General features: G+C 40.7%; 16 protein-coding genes. 4 read left to right on the top strand and 12 right to left on the bottom strand.

Annotated features, from left to right (window positions below; translation table 11 throughout):
- Positions 1-179: 179 nt before the first annotated feature.
- On the top strand, positions 180-1490 hold the full coding sequence (locus F902_RS03230; RefSeq protein WP_005201098.1) for an alpha/beta fold hydrolase: 1311 nt from the start codon (positions 180-182) through the stop codon (positions 1488-1490).
- Positions 1491-1550: 60 nt separating this feature from the next.
- Here the strand turns inward: F902_RS03230 and F902_RS03225 are convergent, their stop codons facing one another.
- Both F902_RS03225 and nagZ read right to left on the bottom strand, forming a co-directional pair.
- The gene (locus F902_RS03225) at positions 1551-2393 is read right to left on the bottom strand and encodes a class I SAM-dependent methyltransferase (protein WP_005201091.1); all 843 of its coding nucleotides are present in this window, start codon (positions 2391-2393) and stop codon (positions 1551-1553) included.
- 280 nt (positions 2394-2673) lie between these two features.
- Positions 2674-3696 carry a beta-N-acetylhexosaminidase gene (gene nagZ, locus F902_RS03220; RefSeq protein WP_005201090.1) on the bottom strand — a complete coding sequence of 341 codons (1023 nt, stop codon included), beginning with the start codon at positions 3694-3696 and terminating at the stop codon, positions 2674-2676.
- 249 nt (positions 3697-3945) lie between these two features.
- On the opposite strand from nagZ, the gene F902_RS03215 reads away from it, so the two are divergent.
- Complete coding sequence (locus tag F902_RS03215; RefSeq protein ID WP_005201088.1) at positions 3946-6129, top strand: carboxy terminal-processing peptidase; 2184 nt, start codon at positions 3946-3948, stop codon at positions 6127-6129.
- Positions 6130-6197: 68 nt separating this feature from the next.
- Here F902_RS03215 and F902_RS03210 read toward each other — a convergent pair whose 3' ends face one another.
- From F902_RS03210 to F902_RS22580, 6 genes are all read right to left on the bottom strand, one after another.
- Positions 6198-6647, bottom strand: a complete 450-nt coding sequence (locus F902_RS03210) for a DUF2147 domain-containing protein (RefSeq protein WP_004804251.1) — start codon at positions 6645-6647, stop codon at positions 6198-6200.
- 224 nt (positions 6648-6871) lie between these two features.
- Positions 6872-7315, bottom strand: coding sequence for a DUF2147 domain-containing protein (locus tag F902_RS03205; RefSeq protein WP_017401947.1), 444 nt, complete (start codon positions 7313-7315; stop codon positions 6872-6874).
- Between the two features lie 87 nt (positions 7316-7402).
- Positions 7403-8071: an LrgB family protein gene (locus F902_RS03200; protein WP_005201086.1), complete on the bottom strand. Its 669-nt coding sequence runs from the start codon at positions 8069-8071 to the stop codon at positions 7403-7405.
- Positions 8072-8082: 11 nt separating this feature from the next.
- Positions 8083-8445 carry a hypothetical protein gene (locus tag F902_RS03195; RefSeq protein ID WP_005201085.1) on the bottom strand — a complete coding sequence of 121 codons (363 nt, stop codon included), beginning with the start codon at positions 8443-8445 and terminating at the stop codon, positions 8083-8085.
- A 43-nt stretch (positions 8446-8488) separates the two neighbouring features.
- Entirely contained in the window at positions 8489-9832 is a 1344-nt protein-coding gene (gene hflX / locus F902_RS03190; RefSeq protein ID WP_005201076.1) for a ribosome rescue GTPase HflX, read from the bottom strand.
- Positions 9833-9906: 74 nt separating this feature from the next.
- Positions 9907-10047, bottom strand: coding sequence for a hypothetical protein (locus tag F902_RS22580; RefSeq protein WP_004804260.1), 141 nt, complete (start codon positions 10045-10047; stop codon positions 9907-9909).
- A gap of 190 nt (positions 10048-10237) precedes the next feature.
- Here F902_RS22580 and F902_RS03185 point away from each other — a divergent pair, with 190 nt between their 5' ends.
- On the top strand, positions 10238-11068 hold the full coding sequence (locus F902_RS03185) for a lysophospholipid acyltransferase family protein (RefSeq protein ID WP_005201075.1): 831 nt from the start codon (positions 10238-10240) through the stop codon (positions 11066-11068).
- Here F902_RS03185 and F902_RS03180 read toward each other — a convergent pair.
- Entirely contained in the window at positions 11061-12623 is a 1563-nt protein-coding gene (locus F902_RS03180) for a phospholipase D family protein (protein ID WP_017401946.1), read from the bottom strand. The genes F902_RS03185 and F902_RS03180 overlap by 8 nt on opposite strands.
- 169 nt (positions 12624-12792) lie before the next feature.
- Here F902_RS03180 and F902_RS03175 point away from each other — a divergent pair, with 169 nt between their 5' ends.
- The gene (locus F902_RS03175) at positions 12793-13803 is read left to right on the top strand and encodes a metallophosphoesterase (RefSeq protein ID WP_005201073.1); all 1011 of its coding nucleotides are present in this window, start codon (positions 12793-12795) and stop codon (positions 13801-13803) included.
- A gap of 50 nt (positions 13804-13853) precedes the next feature.
- Here the strand turns inward: F902_RS03175 and yfiB are convergent, their stop codons facing one another.
- Genes yfiB through yfiR form a run of 3 tightly spaced genes read right to left on the bottom strand, consistent with a single transcriptional unit; the run spans position 13854 to position 16083 of the window.
- Positions 13854-14333 (bottom strand): outer membrane lipoprotein YfiB, encoded by a 480-nt coding sequence (yfiB, locus tag F902_RS03170; RefSeq protein ID WP_004804266.1) that lies wholly within the window; start codon positions 14331-14333, stop codon positions 13854-13856.
- Between the two features lie 8 nt (positions 14334-14341).
- Positions 14342-15565 (bottom strand): diguanylate cyclase DgcN/YfiN, encoded by a 1224-nt coding sequence (gene dgcN / locus F902_RS03165; RefSeq protein WP_005201070.1) that lies wholly within the window; start codon positions 15563-15565, stop codon positions 14342-14344.
- A gap of 5 nt (positions 15566-15570) precedes the next feature.
- The gene (yfiR, locus tag F902_RS03160) at positions 15571-16083 is read right to left on the bottom strand and encodes a regulatory sequestration protein YfiR (protein WP_478226938.1); all 513 of its coding nucleotides are present in this window, start codon (positions 16081-16083) and stop codon (positions 15571-15573) included.
- Positions 16084-16325 lie beyond the last annotated feature (242 nt).

Below are 16325 nucleotides of genomic sequence, written 5' to 3'. Positions count from 1 at the left end.
AATGTTCTAAACAAGATAAGTGGTTAAGGAAATGATTGCGTATAAAACGTGCATATGTATAGAATGAAAAAGTATAGGATAAATGTAATACAAATTTTATAAATTTGTTAACTTGCAAGTAGAAATCGCTGAAAATGAGATTCTTGCAACAAAAAAATAAACAAGGATGGAGGAAGGACATGAATTCCATTATCCAAATGGACTCGGATATAAATCATACCTACACAGGCTTTGGTTTTTTCGACATTTACAATAAAAACAGTTTTAAACAGCCAGCGCGTACCACGTGGATCGATGGTTGGAAAATTGAATATATGGCAATTGCAGATCCGAAAACGATCTACAACACGCCGATTGTAATTGTCGGGGGCGCATTTCAAAATTTTAACTCTTACAAGTATTGTGTCGAGCAACTCTTTGAGAGTGGTCCCGTTATTCTCATTGATTTACCGTCAATGGGAGCGAATCAACAGATTCGTAATGTTGATACAGGTGAATCTGCTGGAATCCTAGAACTGCCTGAACTGTCTAAAATGCTTGGTCAATGGCTCGATATTGTTGGACTTGAAAAAGTTTCAATGATGGGGATGTCACTTGGATCGGTGGTTGCATCGTCATTTGCACACCAACGCCCTGAATTGATTGACCGTATGGTATTGATGGGTGTGATGCAGAAGACGCGTAAAAGCTGGCGGATGCTGTTGGAAGAATCATTGCATTTAATGCGCGAAGATCGCATGGATGAGTTTGGTCAAGCGGTGATCCTCTATTTAGTGAATCATGCCAAGCTTGATAAAACGCGTATGTCGCCAACAGCAAAGCGTTTATTCTTCAGACAAATGGCAGAATTTAGTGCAACTGAACGTGAACGTTATGAAATTAACTGCAACCGCTTATTGCGTTTAAGCGACGTGCCAGTACCCCAATGTAAAACTTTGGTGGCTGCTGGACAGTACGATAGCTTTACTTTGCCACATGAAAATGCTGATTTTGCTTTGCAATGCCAAGATATGCAGTTTGCTTTAATTGCAAACGCAGATCATGTGCCGCAACTACAACGCCGTAAAGAAACCATGAATTTGTTTACCTCATTCTTGAAAGGGGAATCTATCGAGAATCTGGATGGTATTATCCCGATGACGCGTGAACAAATGCAAAAAATTGAACGTCGGGGCGAGGAACGTATTGCTGTTTTACAACCACAGACTAAATTGACTCACCGTCATTTAGCGACAGAAGTGGCAGTGAACGTTGTCGATATCACATTCTTTGGCGTTTATTTAAAACTTAATGATCTTGAACAGCTTGATTTTGTTAGCCAACATCCTCGTGATTTAGCTCTACATTTAGCTGATGAAGAAGGTGAGTTTAAAATTGAATGTTTAAACTTTGATGCAACTGAGCAAGGACTGCGCATCTTGTTTAAACATGGCAGTTTTGAGATTGCTGATCGTTTAACGCGTTTTATTGAGCGTCAAAAACAGGCTTAATGAAAACCGAAGATTTGAAAAGGGAAGTGGTCAATGACCATTTCCCTTTTTTTATGCTACCTATTTATTGCTCGCCTGAATCACCCAGACCAAGTCACCTAAGTGTTGCTGCGTATTTTCTAAAGTTGCTTGTTCAAAAAACTGCTTTGGCTGCAGGACTTCAACTTGATTAAAGCCTGCCTCTTGAAAGAAGTTTTCGACCTCGGCTGGGTTTTTAAAATGAAAACTAAATGCACTGCGTGACATCCATTTTAATAAACGGCTGCTGTTCCAGATAATGGTTGCCAGTTTGTTTTGGGTAGGTTCTGGATAGATGTCTGTTAAGTAATGCAGCTCTTTAAAGTCTTGACCATAGTTGGCAATGGCTTGAATCAATTGTTGTAATAATGGCTTTTCAAAGTAATTGATGAGTCCTTCACTAATGATCACCAATGGACGTTGCGGATCAAATACTTCAAATGCAGCAGCAAAGGCATCGGTAAATAAGTCGACAGACAGAACTTCATCTACATTGCTTTCAATTTGTTGTAGTGCAGCTTGTTTGGTGGCTGCCATATCGGGTAAATCCAGTTCACGGTAAGTGATATTTGGATAATGTTGTCTAAACCACCAGCCTCGTGGTGATAGGCCACATGCAATTTCTAGTACTTGAAGATTAGGGTGTTGTTCAATTAATTCTTTTAAATGGCTATCCAAGATGCTGTGGCGTTGTTTAAGAGTGGTGCGCATACTGCCACCGACATATTTTTCTGCCCAGCTTTCAATTGGATGAACTAAGGCTGCCAGCGTTTTTCCTTTTGCTGTTGCCAGTGCTGGATGTGAGATCCCCATTTGATACCAGATGTAGCCAGTGTAGTGTGCGGTAAATGAAATGTGGCGATGTTTCGAAAGTTGTTGTGTCATCTGTCCTAGACTCTTTTCCCTAATTCTTATTTTTAACGATATCTATAACGGTGTCTTGCTGAGTCCTCATCTGATATCAGGATAAGCTTTCAGCTGGAGTTACTTTGGTTTCGCCCAAAGTAACCAAAGGCATTGTCATCCGCAAAACCTGTTCATTCCTTGCATGTGATTAATTTCAGCATATTGACAGACTATATCTATCTTTTTGAAATCACGCAGGTTGCGGATGACATTACCGAGTATCGTATATCGGCAAAAACATCTTTTGATGTGAAGTAAGTTAGAACGAATTCTTAAACTCTTCAATGACTTTTCTGACGCTGTGCCAGTTTTCATCGTCTAACGTCAATGTGGTACCAACCTGAATATTCGGAATTTTACCGCGCATACGTTCTAAACGCTCTTGGTTTGGTAACGCTAATGTTTGGATTCCATCCAATGCGGTACATGCAGCTGCACGGTCATTGCAGACTAAGCCCATATCACAACCCGCATTTAAAGCAGCTTGAATACGTGCGTCCGCACCGCCTGCAACACAGGCAGCCTGCATGCTCAAGTCATCTGAAAATAGTACGCCATCAAATTTAAGCTGCTTACGTAAGATTTCTTGTAACCAGAAAGGTGAGAAGCCTGCTGGATTTGGATCGACTTGATCATAGATCACATGGGCTGGCATTAGCGCATCAAGCTGAGGCATTAACTTGATAAAGCTCTGCATGTCTTTGTCATAGATTTCTTGATACGAGCGGCTGTCAATTGCAGCGGCAACATGCGAATCCGCTTTGACTGAACCATGGCCAGGGAAATGTTTGCCCGTGGTTGCCATGCCTGCTTTTTTCATACCACGCATAAAGGCATCCGCTAGTGGCACGATGTCTTGCATGTTTTTGGCAAAGCCGCGGTCACCGATCACATCACTGACATCATTCAGGTCTAAAACAGGCGCAAAGCTAAAATCAATACCAACCGCGAGGACTTCAATTGCCATTAACCAGCCGCATTGTTCAGCCAGTTCGAGCGCTTGTTGTGGATGGCTCAGGTAATGTTCACCTAGACGTCCCATGGCTGGGAGTAAGGTAAAACCTTGTCTTAAACGTTGTACGCGGCCACCTTCCTGATCCACCGCAATAAGGATCTCTGGGCGGATTTGACGCATATGGTCGGTTAAGGCACGTACTTGTTGAGGGGATTCAATATTTCGTGCAAATAAAATCATGCCACCGACTTGCGGAGCTTGTAATAGTTCAATATCTTCTTGAGTAAGTTCTGTGCCAGCAATATCCAGCATCAACGCGCCGATCATAAGGATTCCGTTTGATTTTTGATAAAAAATTTGATGAAAAAAACGATAGCTAAATTGTGCAATGATTTGCTACATTTTGTCAGTACAGAATATGATAAAACTACATGATATTGATGATAAGTGCTTGTTGGTTATTTATTTATGATGACCGATGAGTTTTACATGTAGCGAAGTGGTTGAGTGAAATATATTCATCTTAATCACATCTGCATGTAATAATTGCCATATCCAAGGAAGTACCAAAATTTTATGAAACTTCAAATGATAGCGTGTGCAGTTGCAATCGCGACTGGTGGTTTATTTTTCTCTCATACCATAAATGAGGCATTTGCGGCGACTGAGGCACCTGTCGTTTCAACGGTAATCAAGCCATCACAAGAGCAGGCATTGGTTGCACGTCAGTTAGCCACATTGGTAGATCGTCAACATTATTTAAATATGCGCCTAGATGCAGCAACTTCAAACCGTGTTTTGAATATGTATTTGGATAGTCTTGATCCAGATCATTCATTATTTCTAAATGGTGAAGTTGAAGAATATCAAAAGAAATATGGTTCGAATTTTGGTAGTTCGTTAAAAGCGGGTAACTTAACTGGACCTTTCGCGATTCATGCGCAATACCGTGATCGTTTGAAACAATTTTATGAGTTTATGTTGGCAGAGCTGAAAAAGCCGCAGAATTTAAATCAAAAAGATGTTTATCTCGATACCGATCGTGAAAAAGCACCGTATTTCAAAACGACGGCTGAGCAGCAACAACATTGGCAGCAAATGCTAGTGTCGCAGTTGATCAATTTAACTATTAGTAAAGAAGAAGAGCAGGCGAAGCAAAAAGCTTTAAAAGCAGACCCATCGCTAGCTAATGGTCAGGATTTGACTGGACCTGAAGATCTAACCCCAGTGCAAACCTTAACCAAGCGTTATACCCGTCAGTTAGAGCGTATTGGACGTGTGAAAAGTGATGACGTGTTAGAGAAAACATTGAATGCAATGTTGGCGACTTACGATCCGCACAGTAACTATTACCCACCAATTGATGCGATGGAGTTGAACCGTCAGACCACGCTACAATTAGAGGGAATTGGTGTTTCGATCCGTCCTGAACGTGGTAATGAAGACTACACCAAAATTGAGACCATCGTTGAGGGTGGTCCAGCCAGTAAATCGGGTCAGGTAAAATCAGGTGATCGTATCATTGGTGTCGCGCAAGATGGCGAGAAAATGGTGGATGTGATTGGTTGGCCGAGTTCGGAAATCGTCGGGTTAATTCGTGGTAAACGTGGTACCAAAGTTGTGGTCCGCTTATTGGGTGCGGGTGCATCGATGAGTCAAGCACGTAATGTGACTTTAACCCGCGATATTATTCAAGAAGAAGATGCGGGTGTGCGTTCACGTACGGTTGAAATCACCCGTGATGGTAAAAAACATCTGTTTGGGGTGATTGAAATTCCATCGTTCTATTTTGACTATCGCTCTCGTCGTGCAGGTACTGAATACCGTTCAGTTTCTGAAGATACAGCCAAAGCATTAGATTCACTTAAGGCACAAAAAGTAGAAGGTATCTTGGTTGATTTGCGTAATGACCCAGGTGGTTCTCTAGAAGAAGTTGCGCGTATGCTCGGTCAGGTGATCAAGTCTGGTCCTGTGGTGCAAATCCGTGACGGCAACGGTAATGTCAATGTATTTGAAGATACCGATGGTGGTGAGCAAATCTATGCAGGCCCAATGGCGGTATTGGTTAACTTAGCATCGGCTTCTGCAAGTGAGATTTACTCTGCGGCGATTCAAGATTATGAGCGTGGGATTATCATTGGTAGTACCACGACAGGTAAAGGGACGGCACAGGTTCAATTAGACTCTTTGGCTTATGGTCAGGCAACATTGACGCAGCGTAAGTTTTACCGTATCACTGGTGGTAGTACCCAAAATAAAGGTGTGATCCCAGATATCAAGTTGGTTGATATTTACAATGAGGAGTTTGGTGAGCGTAAAGCGAAAAATGCCTTGAAGTGGGATACCATTCCAACAGCACCATTCAAACGTGAAGGTTCAGTGCAACCGTATGTTGCTAAATTGGCTCAATCATCTGAACAACGTGTTGCGGCAGATTCTCAATTTAAATATTTAGAAGCACGTAAAGCAATTGCCAAGAAAACTTCGGATCAAAAGAAAGTGGTGCTCGATATTAATCAGCGCCGTGCCGAGTTGATTGATCTTGAGAAACAAACCTTGAATGCAGAAAATCAACGCCGCACTGCAACAGGTTTAGCGCCGTATGCAAACTGGGAAAGTTATCAGGCATCTATTGATGCATTGGTTGAATCTCGTGCCAAAATGAAAGCACACTTGCGCCCACCATTGCCTGAAGAGGAAACCTTCATCAATGAAGCAGCGAATGTCTTGTTAGATTATTCGAAGTTGCAAACGCGTTAAGACTGACTTGATTTGATTAATAAAAAAGCCCTGTATCACAGGGCTTTTTTATTACTGATTCAATCAACTTAATTGACCCGAATCCAGATTTGGCTACGGCCAAGTACAGAGACGCCAACATAGCCACGTAAATGTAAGCGTTGCCCATTGCTACTGAGTTTTGCAGTCAAGCTATAGACACGGCCACTGTTCGGATCCAAGATTTTCCCACCTGTGTAGGTGAGGTCCTTTTTATGTTTTAGCTTGGTAATCGCATTTAAACCTAAAATTGGCTTATTGGTATAAGGTGCAGGGCAGCCCGTACATAATTCTTTGGGGGTATAGCCTGTACGTGGGGTAATTTTGATAATTTTACCCGTATAGGAGCCATCGGCTTCTTGTATGATTTCAACCTGTCCTTTAGGGGCACCTGTTACATCATCAACGCTTTGCCAAATCCCAGCAATGTCTTGAGCAAAAGCAGAATGACTGAGTGTAAATAAGAAGAGAGAAGAGATCAGTTTTGTCGACATGTTCATGTTAAAGCCTCCTTGCTGCCATGGCTGTCCTGCTATTATTTCGGATTTCTAATTCGAGATTCAATCATTATTTTACGGTTGTATATTTTTAATATTTGAAATTTCAATTATTTTTTATGTTGAAATTAAAAAAGCTTCTTCACGATATGAAGAAGCTTTTAGCTAGAACCGAGATCAATTTGATCAGAGAGAAGTGCGTATAATGGCTCTAAATTTTATTGATTTTACTCAGCACGAATCCAGATCTGATTACGACCCAATGCCGATACACCGAGATAACCACGTAAGTGCAAACGCTTACCATTGGCGCTGAGTTTGGCCTTCATACTATAAATTTTGCCTGAATTTGGATCGAGAATACGACCATTGGTATAGTTCAAGCCTTCGCTATATTTCAAACCCGTTACTACGTCTAAACCAATGATTGGCTTATTGGTATAGGGCGCAGGACAATCCACACAGGTTTCTTTAGGTGTATAACCTGTACGTGGCGTAATTTTAACTACTTTGCCTGCATATGTTCCATTCGCTTCTTTACGAATTTCAACCAATGCTTTAGGCGCCCCCGTCTTGTCATCAATACTTTGCCAGAGCCCCGTAATATCCTCTGCAAAAGTAAAACTGCTCACCGCAGATAAAAGTAACGCACTTAATAATTGTTTGCCCATCATTAAAAATCCTTTTAACGTTTAAGCTTACATTATGGCGGATATATGACAACTAGTTCAATCTTTATGTGATATCTGCGGCAAATTTTAAGATAAAGATAGAATAAAGGTCGGGAGCCAAATGGCTGTAAATACACCATTTACTGCCATGCCAAAGGCTGCATAACGACCTGTGACAGGACCGCGTTGCCATGCTTGAGCTGTACCAATTGCATGCGCAGCTAAACCTAGCGCCAGACCAGAAGCACGTTCGTCATGGATATGTTTTAAAATCCAAGGGGAGAATGCCGCACCAATCACACCTGATAAAATCACAATCAGTGTCACCATCATCAAAGGAGCATGCAGTAGGGTTGCGATGTTCAAGGCAATTGGAGTAGTCACAGCACGCGTTGCAAAAGCCATAATCGTTGGCTCAGACATGTGCAGTAAATAGGCCAGTCCCATTGGTAGGGCAACCGCACTAATACTGGCAAAGCATAAAATCCCAATCATCGATTTTAGCGGTAGATCATCATAGCGCATTGCGGCTAAGGGAATTGCCAAGGCAACCGTGACATAGCCGAGTAGATGGTTGAAAACGCCATTCACGTTATCCATATACTGTTGGTAAGGAATGCCGAAGATTGCCAAGAAAGCAATCACAATAAACATGCCAAACACAATCAGTGGAATTTGTGGGAATTTTTGATTCAGTGGTTTGGCAAGAAGATAACTAACGAAGGTAATGATGAAGCCATAGATAACCATTGACATAGATCAGCTCCTTATAACCAACGTTTCGCCATTTTGGCATAAATCCATAATGGCAATAATGTACTGAAAGTTAGAATAAATAAAAATGCAGGAATTTCTTTGCCCATATGTACCAGCATGATTAATGAACCTGCACAGATCGGTAGAAAAGCAAATGCACTTTCTTTTAAGATTTTGTTGTTGGTATCAATCAGGCGATTGGAGATTTTTCTAAAACGTCTCCAGATTAACAATGTTGCTAATAAGCTAATCAGCCCAGCCAGATTGCCCAATTCAGGATGACCAAAAGCTTGCGTGATTGCGACAGCTCCTTCACGATAGACGATAATTAATAAAATCGTGCCAAACCAAGCTGTCCAATCAATATTTTTCATTTTCTTTCTAACTCTCGTTTATCGGAACGATGGCTGATCGTAATTATAGGGACGGATGATCTATTTCAAATTCTTCCAAAGGGCGTTGAAATAAGGAAGCTTTTTTTCCAAGAATTTCGTCTAATGGTAAATGGGCTTGTTTAATGATTTGTTCCAGTTTATGTGGTGCAATACATACGGATATATGGAGGTCGCCTTGCTCATCATACTGTTCCGATTGAATCACGTTCAGCGTATAAAGTTGTGTGCGTAATTTACCGTAAGCGGGTTTTAGCACTAAGTCAAACTGTTGCAATTGTCCCATCAGACATTGTTGTACGGCTTGACTGAGTAATTCAAGGCCTTGCCCAGCATGGGCTGAAACATAGACCCGATCAGGGACGTCAGATGTTTTATAAATGATTTTGGCGGCATCACCGCTGAGATCAATTTTATTGTAGACATGCAAAATCGGGGCATCTGCACCGATTTCTTTCAGTACCGATTCTACCGCTTCAATCTGTTCAGGCATATTCGGACTGCTGCTATCAATGACGTGTAGCAGCAAGGTCGCTTCTAATGTTTCTTCTAAGGTGGCTTTGAACGATTCAACCAAATCATGTTGCAGGTTACGAACGAATCCAACGGTATCTGCCAGTACAACGGTACCAATACCGTCCCAATCTAAGCGACGTAAGGTAGGATCGAGGGTCGCAAACAGTTGATCGGCAGCATAGACATCGCTTTTGGCTAAAATATTAAATAAAGTCGATTTGCCCGCGTTGGTATATCCCACTAGCGAAATTGTTGGAATAGCAGCTTTTTGGCGTGCGGCACGTCCCTGTAAGCGAGTTTGCTGTACTTTAACCAGTTTGTCTTTGAGTTGAGTAATACGCACTCGAATCAAGCGGCGGTCTGTTTCTAGTTGTGATTCACCAGGGCCACGTAGGCCGATACCACCTTTTTGTTGTTCTAAATTGCCCGTAAAACCTCGAATTAAACGGGTGGATAAATGTTTAAGTTGAGCTAACTCAACCTGTAATTTCCCTTCATGGGTACGTGCACGGAGCGCAAAGATATCCAGAATTAAACCAGTACGGTCAATCACTCGACACTTGAGAATTCGTTCTAGATTACGTTCTTGCGCGGGTGAGAGTGAATGGTCGAAAATCACCAATTCCGCTTCGAGAGTCTGGACCAGTTCTGCAATCTCATCCACTTTACCTAAACCGATGAAAAACTTCGGATCAGGTTTATTACGTTGGACTGAGAGATGTTCAAGGATTTCAGCGCCTGCGGATTGAGCGAGCAATCGAAACTCTTCAGCATCAAGATCATCGAGGAGTTGAACAGACACACTGACTAATATTGCCCGTTCACCACTTTGACGCTGCTCAAAATTTTCCACGCTGTTATGTAATCCTTATACTTAAAGTCTTATTCTAGAATAAACTTCAGGCAAAGGGCAAAGACTTACTCGACTTATATGACATTACGACGTAAAAGTTCTATGAATCCGACTAATGTTCCCATATACAAAATTGACCACCCTAGAAACATTCTTAAGGCATAGCCATAAGGAATAGTGGTTTGTGGCTCAGATGTCGTGCTTTGCTGGTTCATCACATCACCTTTTGATCTGTAAATTCGATTTATTTATAATATTTGATCTGATAAATCTTTTAAAATTGAAAAAATTTATGCTCACATTCGTTTTTTGTTATGAAGGAAACTTCTATAAGGCAATATCGACATGATATAACAGAGTTAATTCAATGCACACGTGCATACATGCGTACGGTTTTAAGAATTTATGACTCAACAAGCAACAACAGTAAATAACACACCTTTAAGTTTGTTTTCGAAGTTTAGTTTATACAGTAAAAAATTAGCCTCAGGTCTGGAGACGATTGGTGAAGGCTTCTATCTCATTTACCGGCATGGTTTATATAAAGATCCAAATAATCCAGTAAATACCCGTTATGTACAGTATTTCTGTCGTCGTTTGTGTGAAGTCTTTAATATTGAAGTCCAAGTTCATGGCACCATTCCGCGTGAGCCTGCCTTATGGGTGAGTAACCATATTTCTTGGTTAGATGTAGCAGTGTTGGGCTCGGGTGCACGCATCTTTTTCTTGGCCAAAGCCGAAGTTGAAAAATGGCCTATTTTAGGGAGCTTAGCAAAAGGCGGCGGCACTTTATTTATTAAGCGTGGTTCAGGTGATTCGATTCGCATTCGTGAGCAAATTACTGAATTCTTAAAACAAGATATTCCTGTACTGTTCTTTCCTGAGGCAACCACCACCGATGGCAGTAAAGTTAAAAAAGTACATGGCCGCTTATTAGGTGCTGCAATTGAAGCGCAACGACCTGTGCAGATTTGTGTGATTTGCTATGTGAACCAACAAGGTGAACTAGATTTGGTTGCGCCGTTTATCGGCGAAATGACATTTGCAGAGCATGTGCAACGTGTTTTGGAGATGCCTCAAGTCACTGCACATTTAATGACATTACCTGCCATTCCAGTCGAAGGGCATACGGTAGAAACACTCACCAAGGAAGTGGACCGTCAAATGCGAGCAGGTCTAGAGCGCTTGCAGCGAAAAGTACTATCCGTGCTACCAGAAAGCTTGGAAACTACATAAACCCTTCAATTGGTAACCATGAAATCATTTTCATGCCTGCTCTTTGCCACCATTTCATTTTCGGTTCTTTGGTATAGATCAAAGGACCTTGTGGTGTTTCTCGCTGCCAATTAATGTTCTTGTTGGCATCTAAAACCAAGCGATAGGCATAAGTCTTTAAGTTTTGATCCATGGTCGCATGCACTGCTTGTGCCAATGGCGGGCTATTCAGTAATACGCCAATCTCGGTGTTCAAATAAGCGGAACGCGGGTCAAAATTAAAAGAACCAATAAAGACCTGTTTTTCATCGAGTGCCATCAGTTTGGCATGCAGACTCGAACGACTTAAACCTTTGATATTGACCTTGGCTTTTTTTGCCAGATCTTCGGTATGTTTATCCAGATCACTTTTATCTAAAGCAGGTAAAAACTCATACAGTTGTACGCCATTTTCCAGCAGTTCTTGGCGGTATTTCCCATAAAAAGCATGTACCACTGCTACGTCATTGGCTTTAAATGAGTTGGTCAATACTCTGACTTCGATACCATCTTTTGCCAAATCACTTAAAATTTTTGTTCCTTTCTTTTCAGGAACAAAATAAGCAGAAATTAAATCGATATTCTTTTCGGGTTGTTCGAGGTGGTTAATTAACTGGAAGTTGAGATGTTCTTCTTTTTTAGCTTTAGATTTGATTTTATCTGGTGAGTCTTTGACCACTTCTGCTTTGACCCAATCGAGTGAAATATCCCGATCCATGAGTGCGTCGACGGCTTGAGAGTGGCTGGTTAAATCAACATAGTTTTGTACCGTGATTCGTTTATAGTGCTCATCAAGTTGCTCTTTAAGACTCTCATAGCTTAAACGGTGAGCACTTTGTTTAACCACTTCTCGGACATCGTAGGCATATTCATGGTTCCAGTAATCATCAAATGATTTGGAAATATCATTTACAGCGGTACCGAATAGCATCACATCCACGTCAGAAAACTGATAGGTATCACTGACATTGTAGTATTGGTTGGTCATATTTCGCCCGCCAATCAAAGCCACCTGATGGTCGGCAATAAAGCTCTTATTATGCATACGACGGTTAATGCGCTTTAGATCCAGTACCATATCAATTGCACGATATTTTCGGAAACGGTAAGGATTGAATAGTTTTACCTCGATATTGGGATGTTGTGCCAAAGCTAAAAAAATACCTTCGGTATGCTTGGCATTATTATCATCAATCAATAGTCGAACGCGAACACCGCGATCTGCAGCACGGATCAGTGCATGCAAGGCCAAAGCCCCAACTTTGTCATTGTCCCAAATATAGTATTGTAAATCTAAGGTTTTTTCGGCTTTATCAATTAAACGAAGTCGAGCTGCAAGTGCTTCTAAAGGCTCATATAAAACGTGATAACCCGTGAGCTCGGGGTGCTGTTCTTGTAGGGGGCGAATCACCTGTGCTAAAGATGTTTGTGAGGTGTCGATTTGTGTGGTTGTTTGAATGACAGGTTCAATTTTATGTTTAGGTAGGGTGCTACAACCTGTAACGGTCAGTGCAATTGAGCAATAAATCGCAAGCATACTTTTATTGTAAGTACTTGTACTTATCTTTGTATGTTTGCTATTTAAATGAGAAAATTGCGTCATAATCGTTACTGATTAAAAGTTGGGCTCGAGTATACCACTTCATCGAAAAAGATAAATATAAGATGAGATGTATGTCCCTAAGGTAAAGTTAATGAGGGCTGTAATGTCGAATTCGGATACTATTATTTTTGGTTTTTACCTTATTTTTGCCGTTTTGGCATTTTGGGCATTGATTCAAGCTTGGGTTCATCAAGCACGTACAGAAACCATCCATCCATTTAAAGCCTTTGTACATTTATTGGCGTTTTATCTGTCTTATTTATTAGTCCCACTCTGGTTTTTTAGTCTATATGCCGGTTGGGTTGAATATTACAGCCTTCATCAAGCAGGATTTGTATTTTTACTCAGCAGTGTGTTGATCTATGCGCGTTTTATTGAGCCACACAAAATTCATGTTCAACATCATCAGTATCGACTCAATTCAGAACGTGAATTTACCCGACCGATTAAAGTCGCTTTAGTTGCTGATATGCATGTGGGTTTATTTTCAGGACATGAGCGACAATTAAAAAGCATTGTAAAGAAACTCAATCAAGCGCAACCTGATTTGGTTGTGGTTGCTGGTGATTGGACCTATGAACCTGAAAATCGCTTGATACAGGAGCTTGAGGTTTTAAAGCAAATTCAGGCACCTGTTTATTCGGTACCAGGTAATCATGATGAACAATATCCAGGTCCTCCAATTCAGGCATTATTAAGTCAGGCACTCGAACAGAATAATGTCATAGATATCGAAGGGAAAATTGTTGATTTTGATGAGTTCCGTTTGATCGGGATTGGAGATTTGTGGGCAGGGAAGGCGAATATGCGTTTTATGCCAGATTTACCACAAGATAAGCCTTGGTTGATTTTGTCACATAATCCCGACACTGTAGATATGGTGCCTGAGTTACCAACGCGTCCATTAATGCTGTCGGGACATACACATGGTGGGCAGATCGAATTACCGTGGATTACCAGTTATATTATGAAACGCGTTTCAATTTTGGGACACAAGAAAGGTTTCTATACCCATGAACTTGCGGATGTTTTTGTCACGGTGGGAACGGGGATGGTTGGTGTACCTTTTCGATTTCGGGTGCCACCAACGATTGATATCATTGAACTGATTTAAATAAAAAAAACCGACTTAATAAAGTCGGTTTTTTTTATCGTGATGAGCATTTATGGGATAATGATGACATTCACTCGACGGTTGCTGGCACGGTTTTCATCTGATGTATTGGCTACAAAAGGTTGGCTTGAGCCGCGACCCACTACAGTTAGGTTATTTTGCTTAAAGCCTTGAGCGACAAAAATTGTTGAAACACTTTGAGCACGTTCTTCAGAGAGTTTCTGATTGTATTCTGGATTACCAATATCATCGGTATGACCCACAATTTTTAATTTTTGTAGGTCATATTTATTTAATTGCGTGGCCAAACGAACAATCTCTTTTTGATGTTCAGGTTTGATCTCTGCCTTATTAAAATCAAATAATAAACGTTCAGGTAGGCCCAGTGTCCAGCCTTCATCTGTCAGCACGAAACCTTCTTTCTTCAGCATTTTGACCTGACGATATTTCAACGGGCCAAAACTCAAGCAGCCAGCCAATGTTAGGCAGAGCAACGCAATAAATGAAATTTTAATGGTGTGAGTGCGCATAACATGTCCTAAATTTCTGGTTTATAAAGAAACCAATGTGGGTTTAAATTTTTAGCTTTATACATGGCTTGATCGGCTTGCATAATTAAATCCTCTGGATTCTCTGCAAACTGAGAAAAAGCAACCCCTAAGCTAAAACCGAAATGAATCATTTGTCCGTTAAACTCTAAAGGCTGCTCACAACTTGCGAGAACGCCTTCAGCGATTGTTGTTAAATGATCAGTGTGATGGATTGCATGTAGAATGATGGCAAACTCGTCACCACCTAAACGCGCAATAAAATCCTCATGGCGGACCGATAGCCTTAAACGAGACGCCATTTCTTTTAAAACCGCATCACCGGCTAAATGCCCATACTCATCATTAATCATTTTAAACTTGTTATTATCGATAAATAATAAGGCCGAGTTGTGACGATATTGCGGGTTTTCGAAGATATTGAATAATTCTTGATAAAAATAATGACGATTTGGCAAGCTCGTCAGTTGATCATGATGGGCTTGGAATGACAGTTGACGATTTTCTTTTTGCAAATGAGTATGCCAAATTTGGATTTCTTCTAACAGTTCATTAAATACGGTATTTAAATTTTGAAATTCGTGAATATGGTTGTTGGGGAAGCGTAAGTTATAGGCCTTTTGATCACTGACCAATTGTGCAATATGGGTGAGTGGCTTGATTGCTTGCATAATTTGGCGATAGGTAATATTCACCGACCACAATAAAGCAATCACAATGAAGAACATTGAAATTGCAAGACCAATAATAATGGTCTTTAAAAAGTGCAAAATATTCTCGGAGCTACCATAGAGCACCAGTTCGCCTACTTTTTTCTTATGATGGACTACCATGAGTTTAACGGGATCATGCAAAAACCAACGATCCATTAAATCTTGCATCACTGATGTATGTGCAACTTTTTTGGTACTTTCAGCCAATAGTTGTTGCTGTGGATCATAAACATGAATACTGCGGATAGCATGTTCACTGGTGTAATCATCAAGGATCTGATCAATTGCACCTTTATCTCTAAACACCACTGCAGGTTGAACACGTTCCAGAACCGTTTGGCTTAATAACTGTAAATTTTGTTTCGCATAGGTTTCCATAGTGAACATGGAAATTGTGGCGAATGTAAAAGAACAAATTACGAAAGTAATTGCAAAGATCGCAAACTGCGACTTACGGAATAAGGCGTGTAAGGACGTTGATTGATATAAATTAGAAATCATCCTGTTCACCCTGCATTCTTTGCTAAAAGTAAAACACGAGGATCAATATGCACTTTGGAATAACTTAACGCATCCAAATTTACCTTAAATGTAGAAAAGGTCTTCTTGTTATATAAGCAGAAAATACTGCCAATTTCACAGGCTGGGTTATTGGTGCTCAATGAAAGCAACGATCGGGACGGATAGGCTTGAATCAAGTTTTGCTGTTGTTGCGGTGACGTTGTTGTGAAATAGGCAACATGACATTCTGTTTTCGGGAAGTCTTTAGCGCTGACTGCCTGAACTTGATATTCATAAGCAAGCTGACGAATATTGCTTTGGAACTGATTCGCAGCATCTTGATTATCTATGACACAAATGGTTGGCCGATTTGTATTCGACCATTTGCTATAACTTAATATTGATAAGGCCAATTCATAGAAGTTATGCGTTGATATGGCATAGCAAAGCGGGCTCGCAGCAAAAGATGCAGCAAGCAATAAATATCGAGCCTTTTTACCAGCAAACCGTATTTTCAATCAAAAGTGCCAAAAAATGTGAAGCAAGAGACATATTCTACTGGACTTAATTGTTTAAAAAAAGTTCTTAAACACAAAGAAAAAGCATTAAAAGTAACTGTTCAGTTCAAAAAATAAGCGGTCGAAGCAATAAATTAAGATAATTTAAAAAAGGGGGTTGTGTCTGATGTGAAATGCTGTAGAATGCACATCCATCGGCGGTGATGCAGATAAAAACTTGTTGAGAAACAAGGATTTGGCTA

It is taken from the genome of Acinetobacter higginsii (genome assembly GCF_000369525.1).
GTDB classification, from domain to species: Bacteria; Pseudomonadota; Gammaproteobacteria; order Pseudomonadales; family Moraxellaceae; genus Acinetobacter; species Acinetobacter higginsii.
The sequence above is the reverse complement of the archived record's forward strand: the minus strand, read 5'-3'. Positions and strand labels throughout refer to the sequence as shown.

Coding starts and splice junctions, on each gene's coding strand:
- F902_RS22580 (WP_004804260.1), bottom strand. CDS start 10,047: ATGAACCAGCAAAGCACGACATCTGAGCCACAAACCACTATTCCTTAT.
- F902_RS03175 (WP_005201073.1), top strand. CDS start 12,793: ATGTCGAATTCGGATACTATTATTTTTGGTTTTTACCTTATTTTTGCC.
- F902_RS03180 (WP_017401946.1), bottom strand. CDS start 12,623: ATGCTTGCGATTTATTGCTCAATTGCACTGACCGTTACAGGTTGTAGC.
- F902_RS03200 (WP_005201086.1), bottom strand. CDS start 8,071: ATGTCAATGGTTATCTATGGCTTCATCATTACCTTCGTTAGTTATCTT.
- F902_RS03225 (WP_005201091.1), bottom strand. CDS start 2,393: ATGACACAACAACTTTCGAAACATCGCCACATTTCATTTACCGCACAC.
- F902_RS03215 (WP_005201088.1), top strand. CDS start 3,946: ATGAAACTTCAAATGATAGCGTGTGCAGTTGCAATCGCGACTGGTGGT.
- F902_RS03205 (WP_017401947.1), bottom strand. CDS start 7,315: ATGGGCAAACAATTATTAAGTGCGTTACTTTTATCTGCGGTGAGCAGT.
- dgcN (WP_005201070.1), bottom strand. CDS start 15,565: ATGATTTCTAATTTATATCAATCAACGTCCTTACACGCCTTATTCCGT.
- nagZ (WP_005201090.1), bottom strand. CDS start 3,696: ATGATCGGCGCGTTGATGCTGGATATTGCTGGCACAGAACTTACTCAA.
- F902_RS03210 (WP_004804251.1), bottom strand. CDS start 6,647: ATGAACATGTCGACAAAACTGATCTCTTCTCTCTTCTTATTTACACTC.
- F902_RS03195 (WP_005201085.1), bottom strand. CDS start 8,445: ATGAAAAATATTGATTGGACAGCTTGGTTTGGCACGATTTTATTAATT.
- yfiB (WP_004804266.1), bottom strand. CDS start 14,333: ATGCGCACTCACACCATTAAAATTTCATTTATTGCGTTGCTCTGCCTA.
- F902_RS03185 (WP_005201075.1), top strand. CDS start 10,238: ATGACTCAACAAGCAACAACAGTAAATAACACACCTTTAAGTTTGTTT.
- F902_RS03230 (WP_005201098.1), top strand. CDS start 180: ATGAATTCCATTATCCAAATGGACTCGGATATAAATCATACCTACACA.